Origin of the sequence: Rummeliibacillus pycnus, from assembly GCF_044359855.1 — a bacterium.
GTDB lineage: Bacteria > Bacillota > Bacilli > Bacillales_A > Planococcaceae > Rummeliibacillus > Rummeliibacillus pycnus_A.
Genome location: NZ_CP132291.1, coordinates 3,128,819 through 3,146,018 on the forward strand (window position 1 = coordinate 3,128,819; position 17,200 = coordinate 3,146,018).

Genomic DNA, 17,200 nt, shown 5'->3' on the forward strand with positions numbered 1-17,200 from the left:
GCATTTTAAAAGGTTCTGGTGATATTGACAATCTAGTACCTCATTTATTAAAACCTTGATTGGCTATATGCTTTCAAGTTTTTTTAGTAGAACAATTATCCAATGATGTATCGAACATGCAAAACTACATAAACGGGATTAAATCGCTATCTAACAGCGGGAAACTCCAACTAGAAAACTATGCAAGCGGTACCTTAAATAAGTATCATTTGGATGATTGGCTTTCGGACGTAGGAAGCACCTGTCCTAGAGCAGACACAGAAGAAGTCGATAAAATCGAAGAACTGAAAGAGAAACTTTTAAAGGCATCTTCTGTAGACGAATATTTAAAGATTGCGGAAGAACTTGGCGATGCAAACCTAGATGAAGATCAGAAACAATTCATCACCATGCTGAAAACAGCGAAAGGTATCAAAGACGGCCTCTACGAATCGGGAAAAGACTTCGTGGTAGGGATATGTAATGGGATATATGATTTATTCACCACCAATCCAATAGAAACGGTGGAGAGTACACTTAAAGCGCTTAAAGCGGTAGCTGATCCAGAAACATATAAGTATCTGGCGAAATCGATAGCTGATTCGTATGAACGAGATGTGATTAACGGAGATGCCGAGTCACGTGCACGATGGATATCCTATGCATCAGTAACCGTCTTGACTTCCGTGGTGGGAACCAAAGGGGCAGGAGCTGTAACGAAGGCAGGAATGGCAACGACGAAAGCCGCTGCCAAAGCAGGAGTAAGCACAGTAAAGGGTGCACTAAAAGAAACCTCCATCCCCAACCTATTTCCATATGCACCCCAACACCAACTAGCTGGTGTGAATGTAGGCAGTGTGCCGTTTAATACGGTGGATAGTGTTGGGTTGAGAGATCGGTTGCTTTCTGTGGCTAAGGTGGAGACGAAGGGTAGCAGTAAGGGAGCTAAGGGTAAGGTTAATGTTGAAAAAGATGATTACTTTATAGGATCGTTAAAAGGAGAGAAAATTCATTTAAAAGGTGTAAAGGTAGAAGAAATTATTTACACTAAGAGACTTCCAGAAGAAACAGCAAAACTTAGAAAGCAATTTAATAGTTCTGTTAGGAAGAATTTTCTTAAAGAATTTGCTAACAACCCTATAAGAGTTGAATATCTTAGAAAAGCTGGTTTAGGTGAAGATGATATTGCTAGAATGAAAGATGGACTTAACCCTAAAGGGTGGCAAGTGCATCACAATTTACCTTTAGATGATGGTGGTACAAATGATTTCACTAACTTAGTATTGATTAAGAATGACCCTTATCATAAAGCGGTTACCAATGAACAAAACTCTCTAACAAGAGGATTAGCCCCTAAACAAAGTAAAACGATAAATTGGCCAATGTTTGATAATGATGTTTACCCATCAAAACCTTTTAATAGGAGGGAAGAGTAGATATGCCCCAGTGGAAAGACTTGTTGATAGAAATAGAAGAAATTGAAAAAAAATATGGAAGTTCACTTAGAAATCCAGCGTCAGATACAGAAATTATAAAAATGAATCATAATATTCAGCAGAAATTAGGAAACATTGTATTACCTAAGTCATATATTGAATTTCTAAAGAAAATAAATGGGTTAGACTTTAATGGATTAGTAATCTACGGTGTTGATGACGTTCTACTTGATAAGGAAGAAGATGAAGACATCCATGGGTTTATTGAGACAAACGAGCTTTGGTATGAAAATGATTGGCAAAAGCAATATATATTTTTTGGAGATTCTGATACAGCATGGTATTGTTATGACCTAAAAGAGAGTGTATATGTAGAACTCGATAAACCCTCTGGAACTTTAATTCAGTCATTTGAAAGTTTTGATTCCATGTTGAGTGATGCACTTGAAACAATTCTTTTGTAATGAAATCCTTAGTGTAAATCTTTTTTGTGTAAAACCTCAAGGGATACTTTAAATCCCTTGGGGGGAAGTTTTGACGCCAGTTACTTAAACAATTATAAAAATAAGCTACAAATAAAGTCTTTAATCTTTACAGAGGTTGAAGGCTTTTTAAATACTATTTATTAATTATTGATATTATTGATGCAAGGAACATCTATATAAAAGAGAAGGACTTTATACACCCGAGATACGTTCAGGGCTATTGGAACTAATAAAATTAAATAAAGCAAAGCATCCAAATATGTTTGATAGATAGTAGGAGGTGGGGAAGTTGGACATAATAGTCGAACTTACTGAATTAAAGAATAATCGTTTATTAAGAGATGAGAATGAAGTAGAAAAGTTTGAGAAGTCTATAGAAAATATTTTAGTGATGAAGGATGTTAATCATATAGAAATATTGTGTCAAGGGTTTGATGATTTAACTGAAAACGATGAGAAAATGTTTGGGTTAATTCATGCTATTGAGTCGTATGATAACATTGTTAGTTCTGAAGTTTCGTTGGAAGTGTTAGCTAATTCTATTCCTAAAATGCTTCCTCATGCTAAGGAATGGTTAAAAATACTTCACAAAAGGATATTAAATCATGAACCATCGAGAAATGTATATAAAAAAATCATCCCTACATTGAACAATGATACTCAGGAATTTATTGTTTCACAACTAACTAGTATTAAAGAAAAGAACCCCAGTCGTTTTGAAGAAAGCGTAAATTCAATATTAGATTTTTAAAGCAATTTAAAAACAAGTATGGTTTTTATTACAAGAGTATGAAAAAGAAAATGAGCAAAAAAATCTCTTAGGAAGTTTAATTGTTTTTGCCATGACCGAAAAAGGATATATATTACAATTGGATTATAAAGAAGATTTGGAAGATTACTATTCAAGTATGAAAAATTACTGGAATGACTCAAGAACAAAGTTGGTTCAATTTATATTAGATAATGATCAGAAATATTATGCATTGGTACCGATAGATGAAAATGTTGAGGATATGTATGAAATTATTGTTAAAGAAGTAAAGTGAATTTATTAAAAAATCAGTAAAACATCTATTTTGTTGGTTTTAGGAACCTGAAAGTAAAATTGAATGAATGATAAAATGGTGGTAGTTGGAAAATCCGACTGCCACCATTTCTTTAGGGCTTAGCTTTAAGGGTACGGGTAATGATAAAAAAATTGACTGTTGATGATATACCAACTGCAAGGAGTGGGAAATTTAATGGATTTTTCATTTCCCTTACAAGTAGTGGGTTAAATGAACTTTGGAAAGATAAAAAATTAGAAAGAAAATTGAACGTCAGCTTCGAGCACCTGGAGGTTTACATGAGTGGCACTTAGTTTCAAGGGCTACGCAATTTAAGTATTGGAATATTAGTGCTAAAGAGATTAAAGATTTACGAACAGCTATATCTGATGTTAAATTTGTCAATCCAAACGGTGTTCATGGAGGTTTAGGCTCAACTAAAGCACATAATGAATTGTTAGCAATAATAGATACTTCTAGCGACTATAATACATTCGTTAGACGACTTAATAATTGGGCTAATTATAGACTCGAGGGTGGGCTTTCGTCTTTACCAGAAGGTCTTAGAGTAAAATAGGAGGATAATATAATGGAAAAACAAGGATGGATTTCTATTTGGTTAGGTAATATTAAAGAAGAGGACTCTATAGGAGAGTATGTAGATATAACGTATGTTGAGGATGGCGAGTCTGTACCTTCCAAATTTTTTATCGATTTTAATATTGATATGGATGAAACAGATGAGGATACTATAGAAAAAGCGGTCTATAAGAATAGCAGTAGTGATATTTCCACATTATTAGATGGGTGTTCGTATGAAGAAATTATCATCCCAAAAATTAAGAAAAGAATAGACTTAAAAAAATCATATAATGCAGTAATTCTGATATATAATTTTGAGTATAACAATGAAATTACTTCAACTGATGCTTTTGACTTTTTTACTTCTATAAATTATGAGTAAGGAGAGTAGCTTGAAGCGATGGATAACACAGAGATTACTTTTCTAGAAGGGTTGCTCTATGGTACAGAAAAAAACTATATAGTCAGTCAGTTAACGAATACAAATAACTCTTTATTACTTCATTACTTTGCTGCAAATTATAATTGGAATAGTGGATTTGATGTACAACAGTTATTCTAGAAAATCAGGCTTGTGATTTTGGAACGGGTTTACTAATGTTTCATTATGCAGACGGATATCGCATGTTAGAAAATCAGGATGAAGTTTCAAGTTCATCGTTAGAAGAATGGAAAAATTTTTTGGGTAAGATTTATAATAAACTTACAATTTAAATCTCAGAATATTTCCTTCGACCCTGAATTAACAAAAATTCAAAAATATAAATTGAAAAAGAGTAACCCAACCATTCCTGATATTCTCATTAGTAAGTCGCCAGGAGAAGTGGTTGATATTCCAAAAATATAATGTGATTGGTTAAAACCTAAAGTTTTGGTTCTAGGTACCCAAACGATTCTGAAAATAATGTACAAATAAAGTCTTTAATCTCTACCGGGGTTGAAGACTTTTTAAATACGACTTATTAATTCGAAAAGCTTAGCGTGTTATTCATATAATGTAAAACTGGTAATATTAGTAAGGGTAGTACTAAACCTTCACAAAAACATCACTATGCAATAAATAAAAGTAAGAAATACACATCCTAAGATGGAGGAGATTACTAGAGAATATGATTTAGACTTAGATCATGATTGGAATTAGAGAAGATCCAGATATGCTATATAAAGATTATTGGAGGAAGCAATAATGAGATACTTTAAGTTGCTAAAAGACTGTACAAATGAGAGGGAGATATTTTGTTTGTGTGAAAATCCTTTTGGTTGGGAGCAATATGAATTATCAGAAGGAAAGCAAATTAGCAGTTGGAATGAGAAAATAACTTTCTATTTCAATCCAATTGAAGGTAATCAGGTATCAAATTATATCCATAATAATCTATCATGGTTTATAGTTTCCCCACTGTTTGAAACGATATTAAACGAGATAGATAACGGTGGGGTGCAATTCTTGCCAATAAATATAATAAATAAAGAAAACGATAGTTCAATACTTGGATATTCAGTAGGAAATGTGGTTAATGTGGTTGACGCTATTAACTACGAAAAGTCAACATATAGTGTATTTGAATTAGATGATGATAAATTTTATGATATCTCCAAATATACATTAAATGAAAATGAAATAAAGGATAAACATATATTTAAATTAAAAGGTGATGAAATTCCAATATTTGTATCGGGATTAGTGAAAGAATTAATAGAAAAAAATAATATTACTGGTTGTGACTTTCTTGAAGTTGAAGTAACCCCGTAAGCATCTTAACTTACCATTAGAGTAATTTCTAAGGGTTTTATAATAGGAAGAGGGTTGAATAAACAGTATTTAAACCAGAGTTGAAGGGTTTTTAAATACGATTTATATTAATTTGAAAAGCTTAAGTGTTATTCATAAATGGAGAAAACTGGTAATGTTTGCAAGATTAACTGGAACATTATTGATGTAAGAGGTCAAGTCACAAGTGATGTTTTTAAGAACATTAAACTAAAAATAAATGAAAGAACAAATAGTGCAGCAGAAATTATTTTTAAGATGAATTAGAGGTGAAATTTAGATGGCGGTAGGAATATTAGTAGATTGTTTTTATTACGAATTAGGTCATAGAGATTTTGTACATTCATTCTTTTCGACAATCTCATATCATTTAGAAAAAGAAAGATGGGGGACAAAATACCCTTTAATTATGAATGAGTTATATAACGACAAATTAAATTGGGATGATGTTTCTGTTGCAAAAGTTAATTTAATTGAAATTGAGCAGGAGTTATCAAAATACATGCCAGAACAAGTGATATGGGATATTGATGATTTATCACAAAAACCACCGTGGGGGGATAAAATACGTCCAAAAGTTACTAGTCTAGCGAATTATTTTGCAACAACTAGTGGGAAAACATTTATTGAAGTGCTACTAACAGCGATGGATGTAGCGGAAGAAGATAAATGTGATTTGAGATTTCATAAATTATAACTTTTTTAAAACCATGGGTGTCTTTCCGTGTTTTTTTACGATACTGAGTGGCGAATACATCACTCTTGAAGATTTGGTGCCAGCTACTCAAACAATTACTTAGATAGATTTTGGAAGTGGAGAGTTAAACAATTCGGAATAGAAAACAAATGAGGTGAATATATGAATTTTAGAGCTGTTGAGGAATTTATCGAGGAATTTAGTAAAGAAAAAGATTTCACCGGAGGTATCGGTGAAGAAAAGATTAAGGTTATTGAAGAACAGCTTAATGTTGTATTACCTGAAAGTTACAAGTGGTTTTTAAGAAAATATGGATCAGGCGGTATATTTGGTATAAATATTTTAGGTCATGGTTTAGTGAGTGCAACAGTAGTAGGCACTACTAATGAGTATAAAAAGTATTATGGATTAGAAGATGGAATAGTAGTAATCGTTCATGTAGATGCCTTTGCATATTGTTTAGATACAAATAAGATGAATAACGATGAATGTCCGGTTATATCATGGGATGTAGATAGCGGAAGTTATGATTCTGAAGAGGCTAGTAATTTTTTAGAGTTTTTTTGGAATTATTTAAACGAAATGAAGGGAAATTGGGAAGAAGATCAAGAAGATTGGTAAAGGAGATAACCTGCCAAGAGTACACTCCTTTTGGTGGATTTTTTCTTTTTAATCGACAAAGAAATAGGGTTGATCCTTCCCAACAACTACTTATCATAGAATTAAAGAAGTTAAGGGCGCGTAAAAACAAATTAATGATTCGATAGGTAAAATTTTTAAATGAACACCAAGTTGGTATTCATGGTACAAGTTCACCAGCAAATGTCTTGTTTAAAGGAGGTAAAAAATGATGAACTATAATTTTATAAAAGCAAACAAAGAAAATAGCTTTTATTCAGTCACTGAAAGTGAAATAGAAGAGGTTGAAAAAAAACTGAATTTAAAAATTCCTATTGAATTAGTTAATTTTTATTTAGAAGTTGGTTATGGGTTTATTAAAGGATCAGAGTTTAATATTAATCGTATTATGGACCCTTATTCTATAAGAGACTTTCGATTGAGAATAAATGATTTCGAATTTTATCCAGAAATAGAAATATACGATGAATTTGAGAGTAACAAATTAATATTTTTTGAGGGTAATGAATCAGCTTTAATGTCAATTGAATTGAATAATAACAATGAAAATCCAATTTATTATTATGATATTCAAATAGCAACTTCTCTTTCCGGATTTTTAAGAAAAATAGATGAAAATGATAAGTATTACCTTGATTTATTAGTAGATTGAAAATATAGCGAACATATTACTTAATGCTTGAGAGAGCACAATCCAAGCTATAAGCCCACCCAATCGAAACATACGATTATATTTCGAAATCAGCGATTCGTTTGAACGAGATGTAATCAACGGAGATGCCGAGTCACGTGGGACGATAGGATACCCTATGCTTTTGGAACCGTCGTGACTTCCGTGGTTAGAACCAAAGGGATAGGCGCTGTATCAAAGACCGGAATGGCAACTACGAAAGCCGCTGCCAAAGCAGGAGTAAGCAAAGTAAAGGGTGCACTAAAAGAAACCTCCAACCTAAACTTATTTCCATATGCGCCCAGAGAAATTTAAAGTTAATTACTTTATTGATGGTGAGCCGTTCTCTGAAGTTATTAAAAATTAATCTAAGGAGTGAAAAGTAATATGAAAGAATTTGAAGATAGATTTAGTGAATTGCAAGCGGATATGATATCGATATGTATGGAATATGTTGAGGATAGAGCGGATAAAGTATATGTTTACGCTTCATGTGAAGAAAATATTATTTCGAGCAAGTTCTTTTATTTAATTAATAATAAGTATGTAAAATGTCATAAGGTAAATGATGCATTGGATGGTGGAGACGAAAGATATGATGTGTCTCCAAATCGAATGATGATGATATTGAACATAATGAATGAAGATATCGAAAAAGTAGAAGTATTGTGCAAAGAATATGAAAGAGACATGCCAACAGAGATGAAATTAATATATGAAGTTAAAAGTGGCAATTTCAAAGCTGATTACAAGTATGATTTAGTATATACGAATGATGATATTAAAACAGCGGGGCATATTGCTGATGAGTGGTTTGAAGAGATGAAAAATAAAAATCTTTAAATTGTTTAAAGGTATGTTCGGATTTGAATTAATGACTTAGATGGTTGTACCATCAGGGACTTCCGTTTTTTTAAAATTGAATATTAGGTAACTTTCTCGGTAGTGAGAACTCTGTAATGAACAGGGATCTTGCCACCGAAAGATCAGAATTATTATGCATGGGTACCAATAGATGAAAATGTTAGAGACATGTATGAAGTTGTTGTTAAAGAAGTAAAGTGAGTTTATTGAAAAATCAGTAAAAAATCTATTTTGTTGGTTTTAGGGGCCTGAAAGTAAAATTGAATGAATAATAAAGAGTGTTTGAGCCGGGAGGATTTGCTAATAAATAAAAAGGAGAAGTAAGATGATAATAAAAGATGTGGTTTTTGGTGAGCTTAAATATAATTATGGATGGGTTAAGTACACCACAATTGAATTTTGTGGAAAAGAAGTTGAAATAGCATTGATGGTTAAAGGTGAAGAAGACGGAAAGTTTGATGAAGAACAATATATTGCTTATAACTCACTAGTGCAAAATTGGGAAAAGTTACAGCAAGGTTTTTTACAAGCAATATTAGACTATTACAAACAAGAGCGTCAAGAACTAGGATATGATATTGAAGTTAATGAGAATTATCCGCAAATCGAAACAACTAATCAATTACTCGAGGTGATAACTTTAGTTGGAATTGTTGTTTCATATGGAGATATTTATGAAGAGCGAGATATTGGGATAACCTTTGATTGTACATGGGATACAGAAAATGGGCTAGGGATTCGTTTGATAAATGAAAAAGTAACTGAAGTAGGTTACCAGGATGTTGCTATTTAAAAAGTTTTGGTGCCAGGTACCTAAACAATTCTGAAAATAAACTACAAATAAAGTCTTTAACCTCTACCAGGTTGAAGGCTTTTTAAGTACGATTTATATTGTTATTCATATAGGTATAAACTGGTAAAATTACAGATAGAAATGTATCAAAATGATATTGTCGCCCATCCAGTAGATTCGTATGAGCGAGATATGGTGAAAGGCGATACTTATTCCATATGCATAGGAATCGTTGGGACTTCCCTGCTAATCATTTTGGAAAGAAGGGCAGTAATTAAGGAAGGTGGAAAAAATGAGTAAAAAATTATCTAAAGAGGAATTAGTTGAACTAGTAAATAAAATATGTAATCCCAAGGAATCTGACGAAGAAGTAAGTGGATATATAGAAATTTTAGAAGATAATGTTCCTCATCCATCCCCTAGTGACTTAATTTTTTGGAGTGATGAGGATTTATCACCAGAGGAAGTAGTAGAGATTTCCTTAGCGTATAAAGAAGAAAAGTAATTTTAAAACTATATCATCTCCATACACTTTTATCATTTTTGAATTTCGAGTGTAATCTTGATTTTCTTCTATATAATTATTATTAGATTGACACATTACCCTTCTAATTTATATATTGACATAATTTAAAAGGTACTTTCGGAATACGAGTGCATTTAGTATTTATTATGGGTTCTGAAGGTTTATCGAAGTCTATCTATAGATAATAATTTGTTTGTAATATCTTCAATGATAGAAGATATTAATAAAATCATAAAATATAATAAAAATATATTGACGCTATAAAAATATCGTGATATATTATTTAAGTCGCTAAGAGAAATAGCGAAAAATGAAATTCGAAAATAATTAAATTAAAAAAGTTGTTGACATCGATTTTGAGATTTGATATAATATTAAAGTCGCTGAAACAAACGACCTTGAATATGAACCTTGAAAACTGAACAAGCAAGACGTTAATTAATAAACTTTGTTTACTAACTTCGGTTAGTGACAAGGACAAAATAGATATCATCTTATAGATGATACGCTAGCAAAGCTAATGAGCTTTCAAACTTTACTTTTATGGAGAGTTTGATCCTGGCTCAGGACGAACGCTGGCGGCGTGCCTAATACATGCAAGTCGAGCGAATGACGAGGAGCTTGCTCCTCTGATTTAGCGGCGGACGGGTGAGTAACACGTGGGCAACCTGCCCTGTAGACTGGGATAACTTCGGGAAACCGGAGCTAATACCGGATAATCCATCTTCTCTCATGTGAAGATGTTGAAAGGCGCTTCGGCGTCACTACAGGATGGGCCCGCGGTGCATTAGCTAGTTGGTGGGGTAACGGCCTACCAAGGCAACGATGCATAGCCGACCTGAGAGGGTGATCGGCCACATTGGGACTGAGACACGGCCCAAACTCCTACGGGAGGCAGCAGTAGGGAATCTTCCACAATGGACGAAAGTCTGATGGAGCAACGCCGCGTGAGTGATGAAGGTTTTCGGATCGTAAAACTCTGTTGTAAGGGAAGAACAAGTACGTTAGGAAATGAACGTACCTTGACGGTACCTTATTAGAAAGCCACGGCTAACTACGTGCCAGCAGCCGCGGTAATACGTAGGTGGCAAGCGTTGTCCGGATTTATTGGGCGTAAAGCGCGCGCAGGTGGTTTCTTAAGTCTGATGTGAAAGCCCACGGCTCAACCGTGGAGGGTCATTGGAAACTGGGGAACTTGAGTGCAGAAGAGGATAGTGGAATTCCAAGTGTAGCGGTGAAATGCGTAGAGATTTGGAGGAACACCAGTGGCGAAGGCGACTGTCTGGTCTGTAACTGACACTGAGGCGCGAAAGCGTGGGGAGCAAACAGGATTAGATACCCTGGTAGTCCACGCCGTAAACGATGAGTGCTAAGTGTTAGGGGGTTTCCGCCCCTTAGTGCTGCAGCTAACGCATTAAGCACTCCGCCTGGGGAGTACGACCGCAAGGTTGAAACTCAAAGGAATTGACGGGGGCCCGCACAAGCGGTGGAGCATGTGGTTTAATTCGAAGCAACGCGAAGAACCTTACCAGGTCTTGACATCCCAGTGACCGCTCTAGAGATAGAGTTTTCCCTTCGGGGACATTGGTGACAGGTGGTGCATGGTTGTCGTCAGCTCGTGTCGTGAGATGTTGGGTTAAGTCCCGCAACGAGCGCAACCCTTAATCTTAGTTGCCATCATTTAGTTGGGCACTCTAAGGTGACTGCCGGTGACAAACCGGAGGAAGGTGGGGATGACGTCAAATCATCATGCCCCTTATGACCTGGGCTACACACGTGCTACAATGGACGGTACAAAGAGTCGCTAACTCGCGAGAGTACGCTAATCTCATAAAACCGTTCTCAGTTCGGATTGTAGGCTGCAACTCGCCTACATGAAGCCGGAATCGCTAGTAATCGCGGATCAGCATGCCGCGGTGAATACGTTCCCGGGCCTTGTACACACCGCCCGTCACACCACGAGAGTTTGTAACACCCGAAGTCGGTGAGGTAACCTTTTGGAGCCAGCCGCCGAAGGTGGGATAGATGATTGGGGTGAAGTCGTAACAAGGTAGCCGTATCGGAAGGTGCGGCTGGATCACCTCCTTTCTAAGGAATATTTCGGAAATAAGTTCTTGGAACTTATACGATTAACGCTTGCTGTTCAGTTTTGAAGGCTCATTGCTTTCAAAACTTGTTCTTTGAAAACTGGATAAAACGACATTGAAGAAATTCTTAAGTAACACATTTTTTATATTAAGTTTTAAATTTTTTAGGCTTAATAACTTATAGGTTAAGTTATTAAGGGCGCATGGCGGATGCCTTGGCACTAGAAGCCGATGAAGGACGGCACTAACACCGATATGCTTCGGGGAGCTGTAAGTAAGCTTTGATCCGGAGATTTCCGAATGGGGGAACCCACTGTTCGTAATGGGACAGTATCTTGACGTGAATACATAGCGTCATGATGGCAGACTCAGGGAACTGAAACATCTAAGTACCTGAAGGAAGAGAAAGAAATTTCGATTCCCTTAGTAGCGGCGAGCGAAACGGGAAGAGCCCAAACCAAGAGGCTTGCCTCTTGGGGTTGTAGGACACTCAATACGGAGTTACAAAGGAATGAGTTAGACGAAGCGGTTTGGAAAGACCCACCAAAGAAGGTAACAGTCCTGTAGTCAAAAGTTCATTCTCTCCTGAGTGGATCCTGAGTACGGCGGAACACGTGAAATTCCGTCGGAATCTGGGAGGACCATCTCCCAAGGCTAAATACTCTCTAGTGACCGATAGTGAACCAGTACCGTGAGGGAAAGGTGAAAAGCACCCCGGAAGGGGAGTGAAAGAGATCCTGAAACCATGTGCCTACAAGTAGTTAGAGCCCGTTAATGGGTGATAGCGTGCCTTTTGTAGAATGAACCGGCGAGTTACGATTACATGCAAGGTTAAGTTGAAAAGACGGAGCCGTAGCGAAAGCGAGTCTGAATAGGGCGAATGAGTATGTGGTTGTAGACCCGAAACCAGGTGATCTACCCATGTCCAGGGTGAAGGTAAGGTAACACTTACTGGAGGCCCGAACCCACGCACGTTGAAAAGTGCGGGGATGAGGTGTGGGTAGCGGAGAAATTCCAATCGAACCTGGAGATAGCTGGTTCTCTCCGAAATAGCTTTAGGGCTAGCCTCGTGATAGAGAATCCTGGAGGTAGAGCACTGTTTGGACTAGGGGTCCATCCCGGATTACCGAATTCAGACAAACTCCGAATGCCAGTGATTTATGCACGGGAGTCAGACTGCGAGTGATAAGATCCGTAGTCAAAAGGGAAACAGCCCAGACCACCAGCTAAGGTCCCAAAGTAATTGTTAAGTGGAAAAGGATGTGGCGTTGCTTAGACAACCAGGATGTTGGCTCAGAAGCAGCCATCATTTAAAGAGTGCGTAATAGCTCACTGGTCGAGTGACGCTGCGCCGAAAATGTATCGGGGCTAAACAATTCACCGAAGCTGTGGATAGACATCTACGATGTCTGTGGTAGGAGAGCGTTCTAAGTGCTGTGAAGTCAGACCGGAAGGACTGGTGGAGCGCTTAGAAGTGAGAATGCCGGTATGAGTAGCGAAAGATGGGTGAGAATCCCATCCACCGAATGACTAAGGTTTCCTGAGGAAGGCTCGTCCTCTCAGGGTTAGTCGGGACCTAAGCCGAGGCCGATAGGCGTAGGCGATGGATAACAGGTTGATATTCCTGTACCACCTCCCTACCATTTGAGTAATGGGGGGACACAGTAGGATAGGGTAAGCGCACTGTTGGTTATGTGCGTCTAAATAGTAAGGCGTGAGAGTAGGCAAATCCGCTCTCTATAACGTTGAGCTATGATGGCGAGCTCGTATGAGCGAAGTTCCTGATTTCACACTGTCAAGAAAAGCCTCTAGCGAGGTAGGAGGTGCCCGTACCGCAAACCGACACAGGTAGTCGAGGAGAGAATCCTAAGGTGAGCGAGAGAACTCTCGTTAAGGAACTCGGCAAAATGACCCCGTAACTTCGGGAGAAGGGGTGCTCTAGTAGGGTGCAAGCCCGAGAGAGCCGCAGTGAATAGGCCCAGGCGACTGTTTAGCAAAAACACAGGTCTCTGCAAAACCGTAAGGTGACGTATAGGGGCTGACGCCTGCCCGGTGCTGGAAGGTTAAGGGGATTGCTTAGCGTAAGCGAAGGTGAGAACCGAAGCCCCAGTAAACGGCGGCCGTAACTATAACGGTCCTAAGGTAGCGAAATTCCTTGTCGGGTAAGTTCCGACCCGCACGAAAGGCGTAACGATCTGGGCACTGTCTCAACGAGAGACTCGGTGAAATTATAGTACCTGTGAAGATGCAGGTTACCCGCGACAGGACGGAAAGACCCCGTGGAGCTTTACTGTAGCCTGATATTGAATTTTGGTACAGCTTGTACAGGATAGGTAGGAGCCAGAGAGACCGGAGCGCCAGCTTCGGTGGAGGCGTCCTTGGGATACTACCCCAGCTGTATTGAAATTCTAACCCGTACCCCTTAGCGGGGTAGGAGACAGTGTCAGGCGGACAGTTTGACTGGGGCGGTCGCCTCCTAAAGAGTAACGGAGGCGCCCAAAGGTTCCCTCAGAATGGTTGGAAATCATTCGTAGAGTGTAAAGGCACAAGGGAGCTTGACTGCGAGACCTACAAGTCGAGCAGGGTCGAAAGACGGGCTTAGTGATCCGGTGGTTCCGCATGGAAGGGCCATCGCTCAACGGATAAAAGCTACCCCGGGGATAACAGGCTTATCTCCCCCAAGAGTCCACATCGACGGGGAGGTTTGGCACCTCGATGTCGGCTCATCGCATCCTGGGGCTGTAGTCGGTCCCAAGGGTTGGGCTGTTCGCCCATTAAAGCGGTACGCGAGCTGGGTTCAGAACGTCGTGAGACAGTTCGGTCCCTATCCGTCGTGGGCGTAGGAAATTTGAGAGGAGCTGTCCTTAGTACGAGAGGACCGGGATGGACACACCGCTGGTGTACCAGTTGTTCTGCCAAGAGCATCGCTGGGTAGCTATGTGTGGACGGGATAAGTGCTGAAAGCATCTAAGCATGAAGCCCCCCTCAAGATGAGATTTCCCATTACGCAAGTAAGTAAGATCCCTTGAAGACGACAAGGTAGATAGGTTCGAGGTGGAAGTGTGGTGACACATGGAGCTGACGAATACTAATAGATCGAGGACTTAACCAAAAGTTCTTAAGAACTTCAATGTGAGTTTATCCAGTTTTGAAAGAATAAATCTTTCTTATAAAAAGTCTAGTAATGATGGCAAAGAGGTCACACCTGTTCCCATGCCGAACACAGAAGTTAAGCTCTTTAGCGCCGATGGTAGTTGGGGGCTGTCCCCCTGCGAGAGTAGGACGTTGCTAGGCAGACTCAGGGGCAACTGATAAATATCAGTTGTTTCTTTTATGGAGGATTAGCTCAGCTGGGAGAGCATCTGCCTTACAAGCAGAGGGTCGGCGGTTCGATCCCGTCATCCTCCACCATTTTTTATCATTTATTTTAAATGAGTCATTAGCTCAGTTGGTAGAGCATCTGACTTTTAATCAGAGGGTCGCTGGTTCGAATCCTGCATGACTCATCATTTAATTAAATATCGCGGGTGTGAGATCTAATCCCATCACCCGCTTTTTCTTAATACATTGCGGAAGTAGTTCAGTGGTAGAACATCACCTTGCCAAGGTGGGGGTCGCGGGTTCGAACCCCGTCTTCCGCTCCATTAAGAGATGCCGGGGTGGCGGAACTGGCAGACGCACAGGACTTAAAATCCTGCGGTAGGTGACTACCGTACCGGTTCGATTCCGGTCCTCGGCACCATCTTTTATTTAAAATAAAAACGAAATAACTTAATTATGATATGCGCCCATAGCTCAACTGGATAGAGCGTCTGACTACGGATCAGAAGGTTGTGGATTCGACTTCTGCTGGGCGCACCAGTTTTAAATTTAATATTATTATTATGGCGGCCTAGCTCAGCTGGCTAGAGCGTACGGTTCATACCCGTAAGGTCGGGGGTTCGATCCCCTCGGCCGCCATATTACCTGGAGGAATACCCAAGTCTGGCTGAAGGGATCGGTCTTGAAAACCGACAGGCGGGTCAAACCGCGCGGGGGTTCGAATCCCTCTTCCTCCTCCATTTTTATTAAATAATGAAATCAAGTTAATACTATTATCGCGGGGTGGAGCAAATCGCAATACGAAAATTGCGATTAACGTCGACGCAAGCAAAGCGTGGAAGACGTCAGCTTACTTAGTGCATATTGAAATTAAGATAATATTACTATCGCGGGGTGGAGCAGTTCGGTAGCTCGTCGGGCTCATAACCCGAAGGTCGCAGGTTCAAATCCTGTCCCCACAACCAAAATGGTCCGGTAGTTCAGCTGGTTAGAATGCCTGCCTGTCACGCAGGAGGTCGCGGGTTCGAGTCCCGTCCGGACCGCCATTTTACATAAATTAATTGTTATCACGGGTCGGTAGCTCAGTTGGTAGAGCATTAGATTGAAGCTCTAAGTGTCGGCGGTTCGATTCCGTCCCGACCCACCATATGCGGGTGTAGTTTAGTGGTAAAACCACAGCCTTCCAAGCTGTTGTCGAGAGTTCGATTCTCTTCACCCGCTCCAATTATGGGCCTATAGCTCAGCTGGTTAGAGCGCACGCCTGATAAGCGTGAGGTCGATGGTTCGAGTCCATTTAGGCCCACCATTTAATTATTCCGAAGTAGCTCAGTTGGTAGCAGCATCTGACTGTTAATCAGAGGGTCGCAGGTTCGAGTCCTGCCTTCGGAGCCATATTGGCCCCTTGGTCAAGCGGTTAAGACACCGCCCTTTCACGGCGGTAACACGAGTTCGAATCTCGTAGGGGTCATACTTAAAAATCCTTTAGAATCATCTTGGTTCTAAAGGATTTTTTTGCGCAATGATATGCATGAAATCTTGTAATGTATAGACCATTTGCTATTAAAGACGTTACTGCATAGCTAGCTTCTTTATGTTAACAGTACTACTATAACTTTTTTTCTGATATGTCCTGTTGTTGCTTTTTTCGGATACTTCCCAACTAAAAGCATCTTCTCACTATAAAGTTATAAAACTTACAAACATAAAGAGATTTATACATTTAGAAAACATATAAGCTTAAAGCACTTGCTTGTCAACTAAAGACAACTGGTGCTTTTTATTTTAAGATTACAACATAGGGTACTTGAGGGAGATCCTATTCACGTGCAGAATGGGTGTCATATGCACTAAAGGGGAAGTTCCTGACCAATATATTAAGGTTTTGTCTAAGGAGTGAGAATTTTGAAACTATACTTTTTAAACGAGTTTTTGGGGAAGATAGGTAATATTAGTGTTGACGGAATGTGGATAAATGCTGAGATTGTCCCCTCAAAAAATATGGAGAAATTCTACGGTTTTTTTGCAGGGATTGTTGACGAGGAAAATGGTATTGAAGAAGATAGTTATAGTGAAGAATGGTTAGATGATAGCAATTGGTTTATTATTGATGATGAAAATAGAAAAAAAGGTATATATATACCTGCGGTTTATCCTGATAGAGAAATTAACTGGAGGTGGAGAGATTTCTAGAAAAAACACCCTGGAATTAAAGTGGATAGTATTATTAGGTAATGAGTGATAGATGACCTTATTAGTGCAAAGCTAATTAAGGTCTTTTTTAGTAAAAGGATTAATAGCCTTACT

Annotated in this window: 12 protein-coding genes, 14 tRNA genes, 3 rRNA genes and 2 pseudogenes; all 31 read left to right on the forward strand. The window is 38.8% G+C overall.

Features of this window, described 5'->3' with window-relative positions; all coding sequences use genetic code 11:
• Positions 1-116 precede the first annotated feature (116 nt).
• The 31 genes and pseudogenes from Q8X41_RS15320 to Q8X41_RS15470 all read left to right on the forward strand — a co-directional run bounded on the left by Q8X41_RS15320 (position 117) and on the right by Q8X41_RS15470 (position 17,086).
• Complete coding sequence (locus tag Q8X41_RS15320) at positions 117-1,415, forward strand: HNH endonuclease signature motif containing protein (protein WP_397537124.1); 1,299 nt, start codon at positions 117-119, stop codon at positions 1,413-1,415.
• Positions 1,416-1,417: 2 nt separating this feature from the next.
• Positions 1,418-1,879 (forward strand): YrhA family protein, encoded by a 462-nt coding sequence (locus Q8X41_RS15325; RefSeq protein WP_397537125.1) that lies wholly within the window; start codon positions 1,418-1,420, stop codon positions 1,877-1,879.
• Between the two features lie 310 nt (positions 1,880-2,189).
• Positions 2,190-2,651 carry an Imm30 family immunity protein gene (locus Q8X41_RS15330; RefSeq protein ID WP_397537126.1) on the forward strand — a complete coding sequence of 154 codons (462 nt, stop codon included), beginning with the start codon at positions 2,190-2,192 and terminating at the stop codon, positions 2,649-2,651.
• 13 nt (positions 2,652-2,664) lie between these two features.
• Positions 2,665-2,946: pseudogene (locus tag Q8X41_RS15335) on the forward strand (hypothetical protein); the annotation flags it as partial.
• Between the two features lie 589 nt (positions 2,947-3,535).
• Entirely contained in the window at positions 3,536-3,910 is a 375-nt protein-coding gene (locus tag Q8X41_RS15340; protein ID WP_397537127.1) for an immunity 22 family protein, read from the forward strand.
• Positions 3,911-3,928: 18 nt separating this feature from the next.
• Positions 3,929-4,375: pseudogene (locus Q8X41_RS15345) on the forward strand (DUF4274 domain-containing protein).
• A gap of 339 nt (positions 4,376-4,714) precedes the next feature.
• The gene (locus Q8X41_RS15350) at positions 4,715-5,281 is read left to right on the forward strand and encodes an imm11 family protein (RefSeq protein ID WP_397537128.1); all 567 of its coding nucleotides are present in this window, start codon (positions 4,715-4,717) and stop codon (positions 5,279-5,281) included.
• Between the two features lie 298 nt (positions 5,282-5,579).
• Entirely contained in the window at positions 5,580-5,996 is a 417-nt protein-coding gene (locus Q8X41_RS15355; RefSeq protein WP_397537129.1) for an immunity 70 family protein, read from the forward strand.
• A gap of 162 nt (positions 5,997-6,158) precedes the next feature.
• Positions 6,159-6,617, forward strand: coding sequence for an SMI1/KNR4 family protein (locus Q8X41_RS15360; protein ID WP_397537130.1), 459 nt, complete (start codon positions 6,159-6,161; stop codon positions 6,615-6,617).
• A 229-nt stretch (positions 6,618-6,846) separates the two neighbouring features.
• A complete protein-coding gene (locus Q8X41_RS15365; RefSeq protein WP_397540285.1) occupies positions 6,847-7,287 on the forward strand; it encodes an SMI1/KNR4 family protein in 441 nt (146 codons plus the stop codon).
• Between the two features lie 405 nt (positions 7,288-7,692).
• Positions 7,693-8,148 carry a DUF600 domain-containing protein gene (locus Q8X41_RS15370; RefSeq protein WP_397537131.1) on the forward strand — a complete coding sequence of 152 codons (456 nt, stop codon included), beginning with the start codon at positions 7,693-7,695 and terminating at the stop codon, positions 8,146-8,148.
• Between the two features lie 346 nt (positions 8,149-8,494).
• Entirely contained in the window at positions 8,495-8,962 is a 468-nt protein-coding gene (locus Q8X41_RS15375; RefSeq protein WP_397537132.1) for a DUF2004 domain-containing protein, read from the forward strand.
• A 292-nt stretch (positions 8,963-9,254) separates the two neighbouring features.
• Positions 9,255-9,467 (forward strand): bacteriocin immunity protein, encoded by a 213-nt coding sequence (locus Q8X41_RS15380; protein ID WP_397537133.1) that lies wholly within the window; start codon positions 9,255-9,257, stop codon positions 9,465-9,467.
• Between the two features lie 561 nt (positions 9,468-10,028).
• Positions 10,029-11,576 (forward strand): 16S ribosomal RNA (locus Q8X41_RS15385).
• A 182-nt stretch (positions 11,577-11,758) separates the two neighbouring features.
• Positions 11,759-14,687: ribosomal RNA gene (locus Q8X41_RS15390) — 23S ribosomal RNA — on the forward strand.
• 65 nt (positions 14,688-14,752) lie between these two features.
• Positions 14,753-14,869: ribosomal RNA gene (gene rrf / locus Q8X41_RS15395) — 5S ribosomal RNA — on the forward strand.
• The 16S, 23S and 5S rRNA genes sit together here with 14 tRNA genes alongside, the layout of an rRNA operon.
• Before the next feature lie 41 nt (positions 14,870-14,910).
• A tRNA-Val gene (locus Q8X41_RS15400) sits at positions 14,911-14,986 on the forward strand.
• 22 nt (positions 14,987-15,008) lie between these two features.
• Positions 15,009-15,081 (forward strand) — tRNA-Lys (locus Q8X41_RS15405).
• A 63-nt stretch (positions 15,082-15,144) separates the two neighbouring features.
• A tRNA-Gly gene (locus Q8X41_RS15410) sits at positions 15,145-15,219 on the forward strand.
• A 9-nt stretch (positions 15,220-15,228) separates the two neighbouring features.
• A tRNA-Leu gene (locus Q8X41_RS15415) sits at positions 15,229-15,317 on the forward strand.
• Positions 15,318-15,359: 42 nt separating this feature from the next.
• Positions 15,360-15,436: transfer RNA gene (locus tag Q8X41_RS15420), tRNA-Arg, on the forward strand.
• 25 nt (positions 15,437-15,461) lie between these two features.
• Positions 15,462-15,535 (forward strand) — tRNA-Met (locus tag Q8X41_RS15425).
• An 8-nt stretch (positions 15,536-15,543) separates the two neighbouring features.
• Positions 15,544-15,636, forward strand: a tRNA-Ser gene (locus tag Q8X41_RS15430).
• Between the two features lie 148 nt (positions 15,637-15,784).
• A tRNA-Met gene (locus tag Q8X41_RS15435) sits at positions 15,785-15,861 on the forward strand.
• Between the two features lie 4 nt (positions 15,862-15,865).
• Positions 15,866-15,942 (forward strand) — tRNA-Asp (locus tag Q8X41_RS15440).
• A gap of 25 nt (positions 15,943-15,967) precedes the next feature.
• Positions 15,968-16,043: transfer RNA gene (locus Q8X41_RS15445), tRNA-Phe, on the forward strand.
• Between the two features lie 3 nt (positions 16,044-16,046).
• Positions 16,047-16,120, forward strand: a tRNA-Gly gene (locus Q8X41_RS15450).
• Between the two features lie 5 nt (positions 16,121-16,125).
• A tRNA-Ile gene (locus tag Q8X41_RS15455) sits at positions 16,126-16,202 on the forward strand.
• A 9-nt stretch (positions 16,203-16,211) separates the two neighbouring features.
• Positions 16,212-16,288, forward strand: a tRNA-Asn gene (locus tag Q8X41_RS15460).
• Positions 16,289-16,292: 4 nt separating this feature from the next.
• Positions 16,293-16,364, forward strand: a tRNA-Glu gene (locus tag Q8X41_RS15465).
• Between the two features lie 434 nt (positions 16,365-16,798).
• On the forward strand, positions 16,799-17,086 hold the full coding sequence (locus tag Q8X41_RS15470) for a hypothetical protein (protein ID WP_397537134.1): 288 nt from the start codon (positions 16,799-16,801) through the stop codon (positions 17,084-17,086).
• Positions 17,087-17,200 lie beyond the last annotated feature (114 nt).

What these genes read in the sequence shown, in the direction of transcription:
- Q8X41_RS15375 (WP_397537132.1), top strand. Translation starts at nt 8,495, where the DNA reads ATGATAATAAAAGATGTGGTTTTTGGTGAGCTTAAATATAATTATGGA.
- Q8X41_RS15340 (WP_397537127.1), top strand. Translation starts at nt 3,536, where the DNA reads ATGGAAAAACAAGGATGGATTTCTATTTGGTTAGGTAATATTAAAGAA.
- Q8X41_RS15355 (WP_397537129.1), top strand. Translation starts at nt 5,580, where the DNA reads ATGGCGGTAGGAATATTAGTAGATTGTTTTTATTACGAATTAGGTCAT.
- Q8X41_RS15365 (WP_397540285.1), top strand. Translation starts at nt 6,847, where the DNA reads ATGAACTATAATTTTATAAAAGCAAACAAAGAAAATAGCTTTTATTCA.
- Q8X41_RS15350 (WP_397537128.1), top strand. Translation starts at nt 4,715, where the DNA reads ATGAGATACTTTAAGTTGCTAAAAGACTGTACAAATGAGAGGGAGATA.
- Q8X41_RS15320 (WP_397537124.1), top strand. Translation starts at nt 117, where the DNA reads ATGCAAAACTACATAAACGGGATTAAATCGCTATCTAACAGCGGGAAA.
- Q8X41_RS15370 (WP_397537131.1), top strand. Translation starts at nt 7,693, where the DNA reads ATGAAAGAATTTGAAGATAGATTTAGTGAATTGCAAGCGGATATGATA.
- Q8X41_RS15325 (WP_397537125.1), top strand. Translation starts at nt 1,418, where the DNA reads ATGCCCCAGTGGAAAGACTTGTTGATAGAAATAGAAGAAATTGAAAAA.
- Q8X41_RS15380 (WP_397537133.1), top strand. Translation starts at nt 9,255, where the DNA reads ATGAGTAAAAAATTATCTAAAGAGGAATTAGTTGAACTAGTAAATAAA.
- Q8X41_RS15360 (WP_397537130.1), top strand. Translation starts at nt 6,159, where the DNA reads ATGAATTTTAGAGCTGTTGAGGAATTTATCGAGGAATTTAGTAAAGAA.